Source organism: Janthinobacterium sp. LM6, assembly GCF_002002885.1.
GTDB lineage: Bacteria > Pseudomonadota > Gammaproteobacteria > Burkholderiales > Burkholderiaceae_D > Janthinobacterium > Janthinobacterium kumbetense.
On sequence record NZ_CP019510.1, the window covers coordinates 1,015,331 to 1,033,221 of the forward strand.

The 17,891-nt window shown below is 57.5% G+C and carries 14 protein-coding genes, 2 tRNA genes and 4 rRNA genes; 10 read left to right on the forward strand and 10 right to left on the reverse strand.

Going from position 1 to position 17,891, the window contains the following annotated elements:
* Window position 1 precedes the first annotated feature (1 nt).
* From trpE to rpe, 3 genes are all read right to left on the reverse strand, one after another.
* Window positions 2-1,498, reverse strand: coding sequence for an anthranilate synthase component I (gene trpE / locus BZG29_RS04470; protein ID WP_077399327.1), 1,497 nt, complete (start codon window positions 1,496-1,498; stop codon window positions 2-4).
* A gap of 269 nt (window positions 1,499-1,767) precedes the next feature.
* Window positions 1,768-2,472: a phosphoglycolate phosphatase gene (locus tag BZG29_RS04475; RefSeq protein ID WP_077399329.1), complete on the reverse strand. Its 705-nt coding sequence runs from the start codon at window positions 2,470-2,472 to the stop codon at window positions 1,768-1,770.
* On the reverse strand, window positions 2,472-3,146 hold the full coding sequence (gene rpe, locus BZG29_RS04480) for a ribulose-phosphate 3-epimerase (RefSeq protein ID WP_077399332.1): 675 nt from the start codon (window positions 3,144-3,146) through the stop codon (window positions 2,472-2,474). Before rpe ends, BZG29_RS04475 begins: the two co-directional genes overlap by 1 nt.
* Window positions 3,147-3,311: 165 nt before the next feature.
* Here rpe and apaG point away from each other — a divergent pair, with 165 nt between their 5' ends.
* Complete coding sequence (gene apaG, locus BZG29_RS04485) at window positions 3,312-3,686, forward strand: Co2+/Mg2+ efflux protein ApaG (RefSeq protein WP_077399335.1); 375 nt, start codon at window positions 3,312-3,314, stop codon at window positions 3,684-3,686.
* Between the two features lie 23 nt (window positions 3,687-3,709).
* Here apaG and BZG29_RS28640 read toward each other — a convergent pair whose 3' ends face one another.
* Window positions 3,710-3,844, reverse strand: coding sequence for a hypothetical protein (locus tag BZG29_RS28640; protein WP_257218751.1), 135 nt, complete (start codon window positions 3,842-3,844; stop codon window positions 3,710-3,712).
* Window positions 3,845-3,905: 61 nt separating this feature from the next.
* Here BZG29_RS28640 and BZG29_RS04490 point away from each other — a divergent pair, with 61 nt between their 5' ends.
* Complete coding sequence (locus BZG29_RS04490) at window positions 3,906-5,138, forward strand: MltA domain-containing protein (protein ID WP_253192782.1); 1,233 nt, start codon at window positions 3,906-3,908, stop codon at window positions 5,136-5,138.
* Between the two features lie 40 nt (window positions 5,139-5,178).
* Here BZG29_RS04490 and BZG29_RS04495 read toward each other — a convergent pair whose 3' ends face one another.
* Both BZG29_RS04495 and BZG29_RS04500 read right to left on the reverse strand, forming a co-directional pair.
* Entirely contained in the window at window positions 5,179-5,616 is a 438-nt protein-coding gene (locus BZG29_RS04495) for a universal stress protein (protein ID WP_077399338.1), read from the reverse strand.
* 137 nt (window positions 5,617-5,753) lie between these two features.
* Complete coding sequence (locus BZG29_RS04500; RefSeq protein WP_077399341.1) at window positions 5,754-7,037, reverse strand: MFS transporter; 1,284 nt, start codon at window positions 7,035-7,037, stop codon at window positions 5,754-5,756.
* Between the two features lie 96 nt (window positions 7,038-7,133).
* Between BZG29_RS04500 and BZG29_RS04505 the strand changes: the two genes are divergently transcribed.
* The 7 genes from BZG29_RS04505 (at window position 7,134) to rrf (BZG29_RS04535) (ending at window position 13,769) form a co-directional block, all read left to right on the forward strand.
* The gene (locus tag BZG29_RS04505) at window positions 7,134-7,910 is read left to right on the forward strand and encodes an enoyl-CoA hydratase (protein ID WP_077399344.1); all 777 of its coding nucleotides are present in this window, start codon (window positions 7,134-7,136) and stop codon (window positions 7,908-7,910) included.
* A 389-nt stretch (window positions 7,911-8,299) separates the two neighbouring features.
* A 16S ribosomal RNA gene (locus BZG29_RS04510) occupies window positions 8,300-9,830 on the forward strand.
* Window positions 9,831-9,930: 100 nt separating this feature from the next.
* A tRNA-Ile gene (locus BZG29_RS04515) sits at window positions 9,931-10,007 on the forward strand.
* A 19-nt stretch (window positions 10,008-10,026) separates the two neighbouring features.
* Window positions 10,027-10,102, forward strand: a tRNA-Ala gene (locus BZG29_RS04520).
* 249 nt (window positions 10,103-10,351) lie between these two features.
* Window positions 10,352-13,227, forward strand: a 23S ribosomal RNA gene (locus BZG29_RS04525).
* A gap of 137 nt (window positions 13,228-13,364) precedes the next feature.
* Window positions 13,365-13,477: ribosomal RNA gene (rrf, locus tag BZG29_RS04530) — 5S ribosomal RNA — on the forward strand.
* 179 nt (window positions 13,478-13,656) lie between these two features.
* Window positions 13,657-13,769: ribosomal RNA gene (gene rrf, locus BZG29_RS04535) — 5S ribosomal RNA — on the forward strand.
* Together the 16S, 23S and 5S rRNA genes with 2 tRNA genes alongside form the textbook arrangement of a ribosomal RNA operon.
* Before the next feature lie 61 nt (window positions 13,770-13,830).
* Here the strand turns inward: rrf (BZG29_RS04535) and BZG29_RS04540 are convergent.
* From BZG29_RS04540 to BZG29_RS04555, 4 genes are all read right to left on the reverse strand, one after another.
* Window positions 13,831-14,175, reverse strand: a complete 345-nt coding sequence (locus tag BZG29_RS04540; RefSeq protein WP_070224486.1) for a DUF1840 domain-containing protein — start codon at window positions 14,173-14,175, stop codon at window positions 13,831-13,833.
* A gap of 180 nt (window positions 14,176-14,355) precedes the next feature.
* Window positions 14,356-14,901: a hypothetical protein gene (locus BZG29_RS04545; protein WP_077399347.1), complete on the reverse strand. Its 546-nt coding sequence runs from the start codon at window positions 14,899-14,901 to the stop codon at window positions 14,356-14,358.
* 64 nt (window positions 14,902-14,965) lie between these two features.
* On the reverse strand, window positions 14,966-16,486 hold the full coding sequence (locus tag BZG29_RS04550) for a YifB family Mg chelatase-like AAA ATPase (protein WP_077399350.1): 1,521 nt from the start codon (window positions 16,484-16,486) through the stop codon (window positions 14,966-14,968).
* Between the two features lie 114 nt (window positions 16,487-16,600).
* Window positions 16,601-16,849 carry an accessory factor UbiK family protein gene (locus BZG29_RS04555; RefSeq protein WP_035824443.1) on the reverse strand — a complete coding sequence of 83 codons (249 nt, stop codon included), beginning with the start codon at window positions 16,847-16,849 and terminating at the stop codon, window positions 16,601-16,603.
* A 269-nt stretch (window positions 16,850-17,118) separates the two neighbouring features.
* Between BZG29_RS04555 and BZG29_RS04560 the strand changes: the two genes are divergently transcribed.
* Window positions 17,119-17,886 (forward strand): TorF family putative porin, encoded by a 768-nt coding sequence (locus tag BZG29_RS04560; protein WP_077399353.1) that lies wholly within the window; start codon window positions 17,119-17,121, stop codon window positions 17,884-17,886.
* Window positions 17,887-17,891 lie beyond the last annotated feature (5 nt).

Genomic DNA, 17,891 nt, shown 5'->3' on the forward strand with positions numbered 1-17,891 from the left:
CTTAAAACCCTCCATCCAGGCCATCTTGCACTTGTTCGGCGGCGCGCAGTACGGCGCGCGCCTTGTTTTCCGTTTCCTGCCATTCCATTTCGGGGATGGAGTCGGCCACGATGCCGGCCGCGGCCTGCACGTACAGCATGCCGTCCTTGACCACGCCCGTGCGGATGGCGATCGCCACATCCATTTCGCCGCCAAACGACAGGTAGCCGCAGGCGCCGCCGTAGATGCCGCGCTTGGTGATTTCCAGTTCGTCGATCACTTCCATGGCGCGCACTTTCGGCGCGCCCGTCAGGGTGCCGGCGGGGAAGGTCGCGCGCAGCACGTCCAGGTTCGACAGGCCCTCCTTGAGGGTGCCTTCCACGTTCGAGACGATGTGCTGCACGTGCGAGTATTTTTCGATGACCATGCGGTCGGTGACTTGCACGCTGCCCGTCTCGGCGATGCGGCCGATGTCGTTGCGCGCCAGGTCGATCAGCATCACGTGCTCGGCGATCTCTTTCGGGTCGGCCAGCAGTTCGGCCGACAGCTCGGCATCGCGCTCTGGCGTGGCGCCGCGCGGACGGGTGCCGGCGATGGGGCGCAAGGTGACTTTCTTGCCGCCGTCCGCCGTCTTTTCGTTGCGCACCAGAATTTCCGGCGAGGCGCCGATGATCTGCATGTCACCGAAATTATAGAAGTACATATACGGCGACGGGTTGAGCGAACGCAAGGCGCGGTACAGGGTCAGCGGCGAATCGACATAAGGTTTGCGGATGCGCTGGCCTATCTGCACCTGCATCAGGTCGCCCGCCATCACGTATTCATGCGCCTTGGCGACGGCCTTCAGGTAATCTTCCTTGGAAAAGTCGCGGATGGTTTCCGTGCGCACGGAAGCGCTGGTGACGGGTGCATCGACACCGCGGCGCAGCATCATGCGCAAGTCCTTCAGGCGCTGCTGCGCTTTCGAAAACGATTCGGGCTGCGTCGTGTCGGCGTAGACGATCAGGTAGAGCTTGCCGGACAGGTTGTCGATGACGGCCAGTTCTTCCGTCACCATCAATTGGATGTCGGGCAGCTTCAAGTCATCTTTCGGCGCGCCGCCGGCGAGTTTTTTCTCGATGTGGCGCACGGTGTCGTAGCCGAAGTAGCCGGCCAGGCCGCCGCAGAAGCGCGGCATGCCGGGGCGCAGGGCCACCTTGAAGCGCGACTGGAATTGTTCGATGAAGTCGAGCGGATTGCCTTCGTGCTCTTCGATCACGCTGCCGTTCTTGACGATTTCGGTGCGTTTGCCATAGCTGCGCAACACGGTCGTGGCGGGCAAGCCGATGAAGGAATAGCGGCCGAAGCGTTCGCCGCCGACGACGGATTCGAGCAGGAAGGTGTTCTTGCCACCTTGTTGGGCCTGTGCCAGTTTCAGGTACAGGGTGAGCGGGGTTTCCAGGTCGGCGAACGCTTCCGCGATCAGGGGGATGCGGTTGTAGCCTTGCTGGCCCAGCGATTTGAATTCGAGTTCGGTCATGTTTCTCTCCATGCCGTCAGGGTATGAGTGTGCATAGTGCACAAACCCTGCGGTGGGTTATCAAAAAACTTGCCGGGACACGCAACGTGCGCAATATGCGCAAACGACGTGTGTACAACCGGCAGCAATCGTAACGGCTCGGCCCTTAAGCCTGCCAGGATTGCCAGCGTCGCCAAAGCCAGGCCTCAATCGAGCCGGTTTGGGTGACATTGTGTTTTTTGATGAGAAACGTGTTCACGATATGGTGTTGGGTTTGGTCAGTATGCCGGTTAGTTTTGCATGCCAATAAAACGGGCTGCTTCGAGCAGTGTCTTTACTATACCATCGGAATCGGTATCGTGTATAGAGTGTCCGTGATTGTAGCCATACGGTACCGTCAGTACGGGGCAAGCCGCAGCCCTGGCCGCTTGCGCGTCATTCGATGAGTCGCCGATGGCCACCACTTTGGATGGCGGCAGGTCGAAGTCCGCGCACACTTGCAGCAGCGGCATGGGGTGCGGTTTTTTCTGCGGCAGCGAATCGCCGCCATAGACGATCTCGAAATACTGGTCCAGGTTTTTCAGTTTCAGCAGGGGCAGGGCGAAGGCGATCGGCTTGTTGGTGACGCAGGCCAGGCGCAGGCCCGCCGCCTTCATCGCCGCCAGCCCCGCCTCGACTTCCGGATACAGGGTGCTGAACTGGCCGTTGATGGCCAGGTAGTGACGCTGGTAGCCCTCCATCGCCTGCTCGAAACGCTGTTCCACGCCGGCGCCATCGAAGTCGAGTGCCAGCACGGTGCGGATCAGGTTTTCCGAGCCCTTGCCCACCATCAACTTGATGGCCTCGGCGCTGATGGGCGCCAGGTCCAGTTCGGCGCGCATGCCATTGATGGCGACATGAAAATCGGGCACGGTGTCGAGCATCGTGCCATCGAGGTCGATGATGGCGGCGCGCACGCCAGCCAGTACGTGGTCTTTCACCGTGTCCGCTTGCATCAGTTGCCCACCGTTTTGGCCAGCTCGGCGCGCATGGCGTCGATGACGGCCTTGTAGTCCGGCTTGCCGAAGATGGCCGAGCCGGCGACAAAGGTGTCGGCGCCGGCGGCGGCGGCGGCGGCGATGTTGTCGATCTTGATGCCGCCATCGACTTCCAGCATGATGTCACGGCCCGATTCATCGATCATGCGGCGCGCTTCGGCGATTTTCTTCAGCGCTTGCGGAATGAAGGACTGGCCACCGAAGCCCGGGTTGACGGACATGATCAGGATGATGTCGATCTTGTCCATCACGTGTTCCAGGTAGTGCAGAGGCGTGCCCGGGTTGAATACCAGGCCCGATTTGCAGCCATTGTCGCGGATCAACTGCAGCGAACGGTCGACGTGATCCGACGCTTCCGGGTGAAAGGTGATGATGTTCGCGCCAGCCTTGGCGAAATCCGGGATAATGCGATCGACAGGCTTGACCATCAGATGCACATCGATGGGTACTTGCACGTGCGGGCGAATCGCTTCGCACACCAGCGGGCCGATGGTCAGGTTCGGCACATAATGGTTATCCATTACGTCGAAGTGGATGATGTCGGCGCCGGCGGTAACGACGTTGCGCACTTCCTCGCCCAGGCGGGCAAAGTCGGCGGACAGGATGCTGGGAGCGATACGGAATGTTGTCATGGTGAAGTAGCCAAAGGATAGAAAATGCGATTTGCGCTATTTTACGCCTGACGCCGTTACCATGCCTCATTGAAGTAAGGTGAAACACAGAATACGCATCGCGCGATGGCCAATGCGTCGCGCGCGACACACAATATGACTGGCAATGTCTGAAGAGGAATGACGATGGCGACTTATGAATTTACGGTAACGGTCAAGACGCAATATCTGCCCGATCAATCGGCCCCGGACCAGGGGCGGCACGTGTTCAGCTACACGATCCGCGTCGTCAACACGGGCACGGCTGGCGCGCAACTGATTTCGCGCCACTGGGTCATCACGGATGCGAACAACAAGGTGGAAGAGGTGCGCGGCCTGGGCGCCGTCGGCCACCAGCCGCTGCTGCAGCCGGGCGAACAGTTCGAATACACGAGCGGCACCATGCTGGGCACGCCGCAAGGCTCGATGCACGGCGAATACTTCTGCGTGGCCGAAGACGGCCATCAGTTCGAAGCTTTGATTCCCGAGTTCGTGCTGTCGGTGCCGCGCACCCTGCATTAAGGAAACGCCGGGGGCTTGCCCCCTTATTTCAGTTTTTCGGTGGCGTCCTGTTCTTCACTGAGCTGCTTGCGTGCCGGCGGTGCGGGCTTTTTGCCCGAATACATGGTCCACCAGACTATAAATGCCAGCAAGAAGAACGCCACCAGCGCCTCTATCATCAAGATCCACATACGCATCCCTATGTTATTTACCCGCAGCTTAGTATTTACCCGCCGTCTGTTGACACGCGGTAGTCTACCCGTTTCCATCGGCGCCGTCGCGCTTGCCTTGTCCGCCTGCACCACGCCGCCCGTCGCGCCGCCCGCTGCTTCCAGCAGCAAGGCGCCCGCCATTGCGCCGACCGTCGTCAAGCCGGTGCCGGCCAAGCCCGCCGATGCCAAGGATGCCACGGATGTGGCGGCGCCCACCTTCGTGCCCGCCAAGTTTGCCGCCTTGCCAGGCTGGGCCCGCGACGACATGCGCGCCGCCTGGCCCGCCTTCATGGCTTCGTGCGGCGTGCTGGTGAAACGTCCGGACTGGAAGGAATCGTGCACGATTGCGCGCCAGGTCAATGCCGACAGCGACAAAGCCATCCGCCTGTTTTTCGAGACCTTCTTTGTGCCAAATCAAGTCGTCACCGCCGATGGCGCCAATACTGGACTGGTGACCGGCTACTATGAGCCGCTGCTGCACGGCGCGCGCAAGCGCGGTGGCCCATACCAGACACCGCTGTACAAGGTGCCTGACGACTTGGTCTCGGTGGATTTGTCCGGCGTGTATCCGGAACTGAAAAACATGCGCTTGCGGGGCAAGCTGGTCGGCAAGAAGGTGATACCGTACGCAACCCGCGCCGACATAGAGCGCGCCACATCCGTCACGGGCAAGGAATTGCTGTGGGTGGATGACGAAGTCGAGGCGTTCTTCCTGCAAGTGCAGGGTTCCGGGCGCGTGCAGCTGACCGATACGCAGGAAACCGTGCGCGTGGCGTATGCGGATCAAAACGGCCATCCGTACAAATCGATCGGCCGCTATCTGGTCGACAAGGGCGAGCTGACCCTGAGCCAGGCGTCCGCGCAAGGCATCAAGGCGTGGATCGCCGGCCATCCCACGCGCAAGGATGAATTGTTCAACGCCAACCCGAGCTATGTCTTCTTCAAGGAAGAGCGCCTGCCCGATCCGAAAGTGGGGCCGAAGGGCGCACTGGGCGTGCCGCTGACGCCGCAGCGCTCGGTGGCCATCGATTCGCGCTTCCTGCCGCTGGGCGCGCCCGTGTTCCTGTCCACCACGCAAGCCAATAGCGAGATTCCCATGCAGCGCCTGGTGATGGCGCAGGATACGGGCGGCGCCATTCGCGGGCCCATCCGTGTCGATTATTTCTTTGGCTTTGGCGCGGAAGCAGCCGAGAATGCGGGCCGCATGAAACAGAGCGGCGCCGTGTGGGTGTTGTTGCCGAAGCAGGCGCCGGCGCGCTGAATTTTTCGGGGCGCCGGGTTGGGATTGCGCTAGCGCAAGGTTAGCGCAGGACCATGACGGGTAGATGGGTGTGGGCCAGCACTTTTTGCGTTTCGCTGCCCACGAACAGCTTGTTCAAGCCCTTGCGGCCATGCGATGCCATCAGGATGATGTCGCAATGGTAGGTTTGCGCTGCATTGACGATTTCATCATGCGGGCTCGGCGACACGGCCACCACGCCTTCGAAAGGCACGCCTGCGTCACGCGCCGCTGCGCCGATCTTGTCGATGGCGCGTTGCGACGCTTCCTGCATCTGTTGTTCATACAGGCTGGCGTCGAGCACGATGCCGCCGTCGGCCATCGGCGAGAACGGGAAAGGCTGCACCACGCTGATGGCGACCAGCTTGGCCTTGTTCAGTTGGGCGAAGGCGAGGGCGGTCTCGGCGGCTTTGTCGGACAACGGCGAGCCGTCGGTGGGAAATAAGATGGTGTTAAACATAGCGTGCTCCTCAAGTGATGTAAGACAGCTTATGGATTTACATCAATTAAAACCTTGATATAAATCAAACCTCACAAGCTTTGGCGAGAATAGTGTCGCCAAGGCAATCTTTTAGCAGTGTATGCCCGTTCATCGCTTCAGGTGCGCACGCTACGCAGCGGCGTGCCCCACACCATGGCCACCGTCAACAGGATGCTGCCGGCCGCGATGCAAGCGAGACCATTGCGCACGCCAAAGTGTTCCGCGATCCAGCCGGCGGCCAGCGCACCCAGCGGCGCCGTCGCCACCGTCAGGAAGCGCATGGTCGACGTCATGCGGCCCAGCATGGGGTCGGGCGTGACTTTCTGGCGCAGGCCCAGGTAGGGAATAAAGAACAGCATCACGCCGCAATCGAAAAAGAACATCAATATGGCATACGCTACGGCGCTGGCGGCCGCGCTGCCGAACAGCGCTGCCGGAATCGTTGGCGTCAGGGCAAAGCACACCGAGGTGGATGCCAGGCCGATCAGGATGGTGCGGCCGGCGCCGTAGCGCTTCGTCAGCGGCTTGACGATGAAGGCGCTGAGCAAGACGCCGGCGCCGCCCAGCATCTGCGTCATGCCCAGCACGCCAGGGCTCATGCCCAGGTCGCGCGTGGCGAACAGCACCGTCAAGGCCATGCTGGCGTAAAACAGGAAGTGCCAGATACCGGCACCCCAGGCCAGCGCGCGCAGCAGCGGTTCGCGCCAGACGAACAGCAAGCCGTCGGCGATGTCGCGCAGGGCGTGTTTGCTTGACGGCGCCGGCCGTGGGTCGCGCACGCTCATGGCGCGCAAATTGAAGACGGAAATCAGATAGCCGCACGCCGTGCACAGGATGGCGACGGGCGCGGACAGCACTTGCACCAGCACGCCGGCCAGGCCGGGACCGATCAGGCGCGAAGCCGATTCGGTGGCGGCAAATTTCGACTGCGCATCGATCAAGCCATCGCGGCCCACCAGGAAAGTCAGAAACACCTGCTCGGCGCCGCCGCCCACGACGAAGCCCGTGCCGATGATGAACCCCACTATATATAACCACGGCATCGACAGCACGCCGCACCAGTAAGCCACGGCCACGCTGGCCAGGGCCAGGCCGGACATGCTTTCGCTGAACAGCATGATCGGGTGCTTGCTGCGCCGGTCCAGCAGCACGCCGACGGGTAAACCGAACAGGGCGAACGGCAGCGCCTGCAAGGCAACCAGCACGCCCATCTGTTCTGGCGTCGCATGCAATAACAGTACCGCGCACAGGGGCAGGGCCAGCGACGTGATCTGGGCGCCGAAGCAATTGAGGCCGTTGCTGAACCACAGGCGGCGGAAATCGACGCTGGCGGCGCTGCCGTCGCCGCGCAGGTAATCGGCGCAGTACTGGAAGATGGAGGAGAAAATATCTTGCTCGATATGAAAATGATCAGGCTCACAATAATAGCAGCGCGCCTGTCGCGCCGCCGCCGTTAGCCGCTACAATCGTCACACCGTTCATCGAGAGGAGACACTATGCAATACGAAGACCTGATCATCGACATCCTGGACAAAGTGGCGCTCATCCGCCTGAACCGTCCGAAGGCGCTCAACGCCTTGAACGACAACATGATGAATGAGCTGGGCGACGCCCTGCTCAAATTCGACGCGGACGAGAATATCGGCTGCATCGTGCTCACGGGCAGCGAAAAAGCGTTTGCCGCCGGCGCCGATATCGCCGCTATGGCCGATTACACGTATCCCGATACCTTTACCCAGGGTTACATCAGCCGCAATTGGGAGCATATCTTGCGCGTGCGCAAACCGGTGGTGGGCGCGGTGGCTGGCTATGCGCTCGGCGGCGGTTGCGAACTGGCCATGATGTGCGATTTCCTGATTGCCGCCGACAGCGCCAAATTCGGCCAGCCGGAAATCAAGGTCGGCGTCACGCCGGGCGCGGGCGGCACGCAGCGTTTGCCGCGCGCCATCGGCAAGGCCAAGGCCATGGATTTGCTGCTGACGGCGCGCACCATCGACGCCGCCGAGGCTGAACGCATCGGCCTGGTGTCGCGCGTCGTGCCGGCCGATAAGCTGCTGGAAGAAGCCCTGGCTGCCGCCAAGACCATCGCCGCCATGCCGACCTCGGTAGCCATGATGATCAAGGATTGCGTCAACCGCGCCTTTGAAACGACCTTGACCGATGGTGTCGCCTACGAGCGCCGTCTCTTCCAGGCTGCCTTCGGGACGCCTGCACAAAAAGAAGGCATGCACGCTTTCCTGGAAAAGCGCTTGCCAAACTTCGACGGTCTTTGATATGATTCGCCTCCCCGATGAGACGCACTAGTTTGCGGCACAAAAGGGACAGCCTTCCGGGGCTGGGTAGTAAAAAAGAAGGTTGACGGATTTAGCGAAATGCTTCATACTCTTCCTTCTTCGCAGCTGACAAACACAACGCTTTGTCGATAGCGCGAGAGTGGTAAATAAGCAGTACCGAATACAGTTCTTTAACAATTAACAGTCGATAAGTGTGGACATTTGATGTAAGTGCAGCAGCGATCTTCGGATTGCTGTAATACTTAAAATATATCAAATGTTCACAAGAAATAATGAAATAGGCGCTACGAAAGTAGTGGCCTGTCAGTTTTTTGAGTGAGCGACCCGTCGCAAGACGGTGCCGGTAAAACGGCAAAGTAACAGAGATTAAACTGAAGAGTTTGATCCTGGCTCAGATTGAACGCTGGCGGCATGCCTTACACATGCAAGTCGAACGGCAGCACGGAGCTTGCTCTGGTGGCGAGTGGCGAACGGGTGAGTAATATATCGGAACGTACCCTAGAGTGGGGGATAACGTAGCGAAAGTTACGCTAATACCGCATACGATCTAAGGATGAAAGTGGGGGATCGCAAGACCTCATGCTCGTGGAGCGGCCGATATCTGATTAGCTAGTTGGTAGGGTAAAAGCCTACCAAGGCATCGATCAGTAGCTGGTCTGAGAGGACGACCAGCCACACTGGAACTGAGACACGGTCCAGACTCCTACGGGAGGCAGCAGTGGGGAATTTTGGACAATGGGCGAAAGCCTGATCCAGCAATGCCGCGTGAGTGAAGAAGGCCTTCGGGTTGTAAAGCTCTTTTGTCAGGGAAGAAACGGTGAAGGCTAATATCCTTTGCTAATGACGGTACCTGAAGAATAAGCACCGGCTAACTACGTGCCAGCAGCCGCGGTAATACGTAGGGTGCAAGCGTTAATCGGAATTACTGGGCGTAAAGCGTGCGCAGGCGGTTTTGTAAGTCTGATGTGAAATCCCCGGGCTCAACCTGGGAATTGCATTGGAGACTGCAAGGCTAGAATCTGGCAGAGGGGGGTAGAATTCCACGTGTAGCAGTGAAATGCGTAGATATGTGGAGGAACACCGATGGCGAAGGCAGCCCCCTGGGTCAAGATTGACGCTCATGCACGAAAGCGTGGGGAGCAAACAGGATTAGATACCCTGGTAGTCCACGCCCTAAACGATGTCTACTAGTTGTCGGGTCTTAATTGACTTGGTAACGCAGCTAACGCGTGAAGTAGACCGCCTGGGGAGTACGGTCGCAAGATTAAAACTCAAAGGAATTGACGGGGACCCGCACAAGCGGTGGATGATGTGGATTAATTCGATGCAACGCGAAAAACCTTACCTACCCTTGACATGGCTGGAATCCTCGAGAGATTGAGGAGTGCTCGAAAGAGAACCAGTACACAGGTGCTGCATGGCTGTCGTCAGCTCGTGTCGTGAGATGTTGGGTTAAGTCCCGCAACGAGCGCAACCCTTGTCATTAGTTGCTACGAAAGGGCACTCTAATGAGACTGCCGGTGACAAACCGGAGGAAGGTGGGGATGACGTCAAGTCCTCATGGCCCTTATGGGTAGGGCTTCACACGTCATACAATGGTACATACAGAGCGCCGCCAACCCGCGAGGGGGAGCTAATCGCAGAAAGTGTATCGTAGTCCGGATTGTAGTCTGCAACTCGACTGCATGAAGTTGGAATCGCTAGTAATCGCGGATCAGCATGTCGCGGTGAATACGTTCCCGGGTCTTGTACACACCGCCCGTCACACCATGGGAGCGGGTTTTACCAGAAGTAGGTAGCTTAACCGTAAGGAGGGCGCTTACCACGGTAGGATTCGTGACTGGGGTGAAGTCGTAACAAGGTAGCCGTATCGGAAGGTGCGGCTGGATCACCTCCTTTCTAGAGTTTGCACGAATCATGTAAATGATTCACGCATCAAATGTTCACACTTATCGGCTGTTAAATGAAGAAGAAACAGTAGTCGTAGTAGCACCGCGTTGGGGCTGTAGCTCAGCTGGTTAGAGCACCGTGTTGATAACGCGGGGGTCGTTGGTTCGAGTCCAACCAGCCCTACCAGCTAATTAGTAAAATCTCAGGGGGATTAGCTCAGCTGGGAGAGCACCTGCTTTGCAAGCAGGGGGTCGTCGGTTCGATCCCGTCATCCTCCACCACGTTTTACCCGAAAGTGCAAACGTAAGCCGTCAGGTTTAGGTTTGATCTTTTAGCGATCAAAGCTGTTTCGTTCTTTAACAATCTGGAAGAAGTAAAGATTATTTATTGATCAAGTCTATGCGTGCAGCAATGCATGAGGCGACTTGATGGGTAATGATTGTATGTATCAACAAACAAGCAACAACGTTGTACTTTCTTATCCCTGTAGCGCTCTTTGATTACCTAGTAATCAGAGGCTAACGTTATAGGGACAAGCGAATAAGTGCACATGGTGGATGCCTTGGCGATTACAGGCGATGAAGGACGTAGTAGCTTGCGATAAGCTGCGGGGAGTGAGCAAACACACTTTGATCCGCAGATTTCCGAATGGGGCAACCCACCCTTTTAGGGTATTGCATACTGAATACATAGGTATGCAAGGCGAACGCGGCGAACTGAAACATCTAAGTAGCTGCAGGAAAAGAAATCAACCGAGATTCCCAAAGTAGCGGCGAGCGAAATGGGAAGAGCCTGTACGTGATAGTCGGACCGATAACAGAATCCTCTGGAAATAGGAGCCATAGCGGGTGATAGCCCCGTATGTGAAATCGGACCGGTGGTACTAAGCGTACGACAAGTAGGGCGGGACACGTGACATCCTGTCTGAATATGGGGGGACCATCCTCCAAGGCTAAATACTCGTAATCGACCGATAGTGAACCAGTACCGTGAGGGAAAGGCGAAAAGAACCCCGGAAGGGGAGTGAAATAGATCCTGAAACCGTGTGCATACAAACAGTAGGAGCGGACTTGTTCCGTGACTGCGTACCTTTTGTATAATGGGTCAGCGACTTACATTCAGTGGCAAGGTTAACCGAATAGGGAAGCCGTAGAGAAATCGAGTCCGAATAGGGCGATCAGTCGCTGGGTGTAGACCCGAAACCAAGTGATCTACTCATGGCCAGGATGAAGGTGCGGTAACACGCCCTGGAGGTCCGAACCCACTAATGTTGAAAAATTAGGGGATGAGCTGTGGGTAGGGGTGAAAGGCTAAACAAACTTGGAAATAGCTGGTTCTCTCCGAAAACTATTTAGGTAGTGCCTCAAGTATCACCATCGGGGGTAGAGCACTGTTATGGCTAGGGGGTCATTGCGACTTACCAAACCATTGCAAACTCCGAATACCGATGAGTGCGAGCTTGGGAGACAGACGTCGGGTGCTAACGTCCGGCGTCAAGAGGGAAACAACCCAGACCGCCAGCTAAGGTCCCAAAGATTGGCTAAGTGGAAAACGAAGTGGGAAGGCTAAAACAGTCAGGATGTTGGCTTAGAAGCAGCCATCATTTAAAGAAAGCGTAATAGCTCACTGATCGAGTCGTCCTGCGCGGAAGATGTAACGGGGCTAAGCCAGTCACCGAAGCTGCGGATATCCTTTATTGGATATGGTAGGAGAGCGTTCTGTAAGCCTGCGAAGGTGTCTTGTAAAGGATGCTGGAGGTATCAGAAGTGCGAATGCTGACATGAGTAGCGATAATGGGGGTGAAAAGCCTCCACGCCGTAAGCCCAAGGTTTCCTGTTCAACGTTCATCGGAGCAGGGTGAGTCGGCCCCTAAGGCGAGGCAGAGATGCGTAGCTGATGGGAAGCAGGTTAATATTCCTGCACCGTCGTATGATGCGATGGGGGGACGGATCGCGGAAGGTTGTCCAACTGTTGGAATAGTTGGTTTTTGGCTCATAGAAGGTACTTAGGCAAATCCGGGTACGGAATTCAAGGGGTTGAGACGAGTGAACTTGTTCACGAAGCAATCGGAAGTGGTTCCAAGAAAAGCCTCTAAGCTTCAGTCATACGAGACCGTACCGCAAACCGACACAGGTGGGCGAGATGAGTATTCTAAGGCGCTTGAGAGAACTCGGGAGAAGGAACTCGGCAAATTGGTACCGTAACTTCGGGAAAAGGTACGCCCCGGTAGCTTGATTGGTTTACTCCATGAGGGTGAAAGGGTTGCAATAAACTGGTGGCTGCGACTGTTTAATAAAAACACAGCACTCTGCAAACACGAAAGTGGACGTATAGGGTGTGACGCCTGCCCGGTGCTGGAAGATTAAATGATGGGGTGCAAGCTCTTGATTGAAGTCCCAGTAAACGGCGGCCGTAACTATAACGGTCCTAAGGTAGCGAAATTCCTTGTCGGGTAAGTTCCGACCTGCACGAATGGCGTAACGATGGCCACACTGTCTCCTCCCGAGACTCAGCGAAGTTGAAATGTTTGTGATGATGCAATCTACCCGCGGCTAGACGGAAAGACCCCATGAACCTTTACTGTAGCTTTGCATTGGACTTTGAACCAATCTGTGTAGGATAGGTGGGAGGCTTTGAAGCGGGGACGCTAGTTCTCGTGGAGCCAACCTTGAAATACCACCCTGGTTTGTTTGAGGTTCTAACCTTGGTCCGTTATCCGGATCGGGGACAGTGCATGGTAGGCAGTTTGACTGGGGCGGTCTCCTCCTAAAGTGTAACGGAGGAGTTCGAAGGTACGCTAGATACGGTCGGACATCGTGTTGATAGTGCAATGGCATAAGCGTGCTTAACTGCGAGACTGACAAGTCGAGCAGGTACGAAAGTAGGACATAGTGATCCGGTGGTTCTGTATGGAAGGGCCATCGCTCAACGGATAAAAGGTACTCTGGGGATAACAGGCTGATTCCTCCCAAGAGTTCATATCGACGGGGGAGTTTGGCACCTCGATGTCGGCTCATCACATCCTGGGGCTGTAGCCGGTCCCAAGGGTATGGCTGTTCGCCATTTAAAGTGGTACGTGAGCTGGGTTTAAAACGTCGTGAGACAGTTTGGTCCCTATCTGCCGTGGGCGTTGGAAATTTGAAGGGGGCTGCTCCTAGTACGAGAGGACCGGAGTGGACGAACCTCTGGTGTACCGGTTGTCACGCCAGTGGCATTGCCGGGTAGCTAAGTTCGGAAGAGATAACCGCTGAAAGCATCTAAGCGGGAAACTTGCCTTGAGATGAGATTTCCCAGAGCCTTGAGCTCTTTGAAGGGTCGTTCGAGACCAGGACGTTGATAGGCTGGGTGTGGAAGTGCAGTAATGCATTAAGCTAACCAGTACTAATTGCCCGTACGGCTTGTCCCTATAACCTTAGCAGGTACAGAGGATGAGAAAGTACATGTTGCGTGTGTGTTGATACACCAATTCATTACCCCAATCTTTGCTTCTTCCCGATTCAGGCTTTGTCGTCCTACAGGAGACAAACGCCAGTACAAGTTATGCCTGATGACCATAGCAAGTTGGTCCCACCCCTTCCCATCCCGAACAGGACCGTGAAACAACTTTGCGCCGATGATAGTGCTGCAACCAGTGTGAAAGTAGGTTATCGTCAGGCTTGTTATTCGCAGTAGAGAAAAACCCGATCAGCAATGGTCGGGTTTTTTTTCGTCCGGTGCTTTTGTCGCGATAAAATCCCACTTTTAGTCCCATCTTCAGGCAAATTACTATATAATTCGCCTCCTCAGATCAGATGGTTTGCTGCCCCGTTGGGAGCAGGCTGTTGAAAAAGTTATGCCTGATGACCATAGCAAGTTGGTCCCACCCCTTCCCATCCCGAACAGGACCGTGAAACAACTTTGCGCCGATGATAGTGCTGCAACCAGTGTGAAAGTAGGTTATCGTCAGGCTTGTTATATAAAAAAACCCCGCTAGGTGCGGGGTTTTTTTTCGTCTGCAGCGTTCATCGGATCAGATGCCCCAGGTGATGCTTTCATTTTCCGCCTTGGCCGAGCGCAGCATTTCCATCAAAGGATAGGCGCGCTGCGAAAAATGCACTTTTTGCGCGCGCGCATGGGCGCCTGTTTCACCATCTTCCAGCGTTTCCGGCGTATGCGCATCGTGTTCGACGTCATTTTCCGGATGCAGTTTGCTTTCCGCGACTTCTTTTTCCAGCAGGGCCAGGGCATCGCCCGCTTCCGCTGGCGTGATGACGCCGCGCGTGGGGTTCTTGTGCAGGATGTCGAGGATGCGCTGGGCATGTTCCTGGTACATCAGCACTTCTGGGGAGGATTTGGATTTGAATGAGATCAACATAAGCGCTTTCTGAAACTTGTTGTTAGTGTCGAAACAATATCACGACTTGAAATGTCGCACAGGCCGTCCGATTGCCCGGATTGCACATTTGCAAGCCGGATAGGGCCATCTGTTGGACAACGCACGTATTTACAAGAGCGTGCTTACCGTGAAAACATCCGTTTAAGCGATCGTTAAGTCTCAATCCAGTTTCACCGAGTCCATGAACGTGTCGATGGTGTCACGCGACAGCTTGCTTTCTTCACCGAGTATGATGATCTGGAAGATGCGCTTGTCCTGCGCCACAAAACGGCCGACCAGCAGGACGGGCTTGCCTTGCTGCGTCCCCGTCGCTTCGACGCTCAGCGCGCTGCGTTGATGGCTGCCGGCCGCCGTGCTGCTGGCCGTCGACGCGGATTTCTCGCTGCGCACGACACCATTGATATTTTTCAACAGGGCTGTCTGCATCGCGGGCAGGGCCGTTTGTGCCTGTTCCGCGCTGTCGAGCATGGCGCTGCCGATGGCGAAGGTATTGCCATCGACCTCGCTGGCCGTCATGGTCAGGCTGACTTTCTTGCCGTCGAGATCGATCTCGCGCGTCAGCACGGCCGGCTTGCCCGGAAACAGGGCCGTAAACTGGGCGTCGGGGCTGCGATAGTCGCGCCAGTCGAATTTCGGACTGCAGGCGGACAGGACGCTGGCGGCCGCGAGCGTAGCCAGAAAGAGGGCAAGTGATGTTTTTTTCATCAACAGATGGTAGCAGTGCTGCCAATCACGCGCAATCGCGCACGTGTGGGGTTCAGCGCTTGCCTTACATCTCGCGCAGTACGCGCCGGTACTGGATCGCTTCGGCAACATGCGGCTGCGTGATGGCGGGGCTGCCCGCCAGGTCCGCGATGCTGCGCGACACGCGCAGCACCCGGTGGTAGGTGCGCGCCGACCAGTGCAGGCGCGTCATGGCGCCGTGCAACAACTGTTCGCCATGTGGTTCCAGGCGACAATGTTGTTCGATTTCCGTGTTGCTCAGCTGCTGGTTCGCTTTTCCCTGGCGTGCCAGCTGCAAGGCATAGGCTGCCGCTACCCGCGTGGCGATCGCTTGCGTACTTTCGCCGGCGCCTGCACGTCGCCCCAGCGCCGCGGGCGGCATGGCGGCCACCTCAATCTGCAGGTCGATACGGTCGAGCAGCGGGCCCGACAGACGATTGTGATAACGCAACACGGCGTCTGGCGTACAGCGGCAACGGCCGGAAGCGTGGCCCAGATAGCCGCACGGGCAGGGATTCATGGCGGCGATCAATTGAAAACGGGCAGGGAACTCGGCCTGGCGGGCCGCGCGTGAAATGCTGATCACGCCCGATTCCATGGGCTGGCGCAGCACATCGAGCACCCGGCGGTGGAATTCGGCAATTTCATCGAGAAACAGCACGCCGCAGTGGGCCAGCGAGATTTCACCTGGCCGCGGCACGTTGCCGCCGCCCACCAGGGCTACGCCGGATGCCGTCTGGTGCGGGGCGCGATAGGGCCGCCGTTTCCAATGTTCCACCTTGAAGTGGCTGCCCAGCGAATGCACCGCAGCCGATTCCAGCGCCTCTTCATCGCTCATGGGCGGCAGCACGCCGGGGAAGCGGCTGGCCAGCATGGTCTTGCCTGCGCCCGGTGGTCCCACCATCAGGACGTTGTGACCGCCCGCTGCCGCCACTTCCAGTGCGCGTCGCGCCTGCTGCTGCCCTTGCACGTCGGCAAAGTCGGGATAGGGAAAAGCGTGCGGTGTCAGCACGGGCTGGTGGCGTTGCAGGGCAGTCTGGCTGGCGTGCCTGGCAAAATGCGCGCAGACCTCGAGCAGGCTGTGGGCGGGATAGATGCAGGCATCGCGGACGAGAGCCGCCTCGTCCGCGTTTGCCTGCGGCAGGATGAAGGCGCGTGGCGCGCCCGACTGGCTGCGCTGCATGGCAAAGGTCATGGCCAGGGCGCCGCGGATGGGACGTAACTGGCCAGACAGCGATAGTTCGCCCGCGAATTCATAGTGGTGTAATTGGTCGCCCGGCAACTGGCCGGAGGCGGCCAGGATGCCCAGTGCGATGGGCAAGTCGAAGCGGCCCGATTCCTTGGGCAAGTCTGCCGGCGCCAGATTGGCCGTGATGCGCCGCGCCGGCATCTCGAAGCCGCAGTTTTGCAACGCGGCACGCACGCGGTCGCGCGACTCCTTCACTTCCGTATCCGGCAGGCCGACAATCGTAAACGAGGGCAAGCCATTGGCAAGGTGGACTTCGACACTTACCTCGGGCGCCTCCATGCCGGCCAGGGCGCGGCTTTTCAGGACGGCCAGGCTCATCAGACTCCCCTGTAGCGCGGATGCGGGCAGGATCAGTCTAGCGCTTGAAAAGGTGTGAGGCTTGAGGTATGCCAGCAAGGTCGCCGATTACGGCGCCCTGCGTGCAGCGGCGACCTAGGCTTTTGGATCGTTCAGGCGCGTTTCCAGTTCGATCAGGCGCAATTCCAGTGCATCCAGTTTTGCGCGCGTCTTGGCCAGCACTTGCGCCTGGATATCGAATTCCTCGCGCGTGACGAGATCGAGGCGGGCGAAGCCCTGGGTCATCATCGATTTCACATTTTTCTCGATATCCTTGGCCGGCGAGTTTTCGATGGCTTGATGGATCTTGCCTTGCAAGTCGTTAAAGAAGGTATTCATGTCCATGGTCAGTCCTTTTATGGTGCGGCCTGTGCATCGCACCATTGCGGTGCACAGCGGCGTTAATCTGGTGCGAAACTGGGCGCTTCATTGTGCTTCAGCAGTCCGTTGCCGCATTCCTGGCCGTGTGCAGGGTATGTATGGACGGAAATGCACCTGTCAAGGTGGCAAGAGAGCTGGCACGTATTCTGCTAAAGAAGGTATGAACGCTTTGTGATCTCCAGCCAAGATTTTAAACCTCAACCGCTTTAAAAGTTCAATAAAAGGGAATCGCCATGAAGAATCTGTCCAAGAACATGACTTTAGCTGCAGCGTTGACGCTGGCCATGACCGCCTTGTGCGGTAGCGCCATGGCCCAGGATGCAGTGGCGGCGCCTGCTGCGGCCGAAGCCGTACCTGATAACGTGGTGAGCTACAATGTGGCGCTGACCAGCGATTACCGTTACCGCGGCATCTCGCAAAGCCGCTTGAACCCGGCTATCAGCGGCGGTGCCGACTATACCCATAACCCGACGGGCCTGTATGTGGGCACCTGGCTGTCGAGCATCAAATGGATCAAGGACGGCGGCGGCGATACCAACCTGGAATGGGATATCTACGGCGGCAAGCGGGGCGAGATCAGCAAGGATTTTACCTATGACGTGGGCGGCCTGTACTACTTCTACCCGTCGAATGGACTGAGCACCAATGCCAACACCTTCGAGCTGTACGGCCAGCTGGGCTATGGCCCCGCGTACATCAAGTACTCGCATTCGACCACCAATCTGTTCGGCGTGGCCGACAGCAAGAACAGCGGCTACCTCGACGTGGGCGCCAACGTCGAGGTGCGCGACGGTTACATCTTGAATCTGCACGCCGGGCGCCAGAAGGTCGAGCACAACGACTCCCTCAGCTACAGCGATTACAAGATCGGCGTGACCAAGGACTTTGGCATGGCGACCGTTGCCCTGGCTGTCGTCAAGGCCAATATCGTATCGCTGGCACCGAATGGCAAGAATCTGGCGAAATCCGGTCTCGTGCTGACCGTGTCCAAAACCTTTTAAGCGAG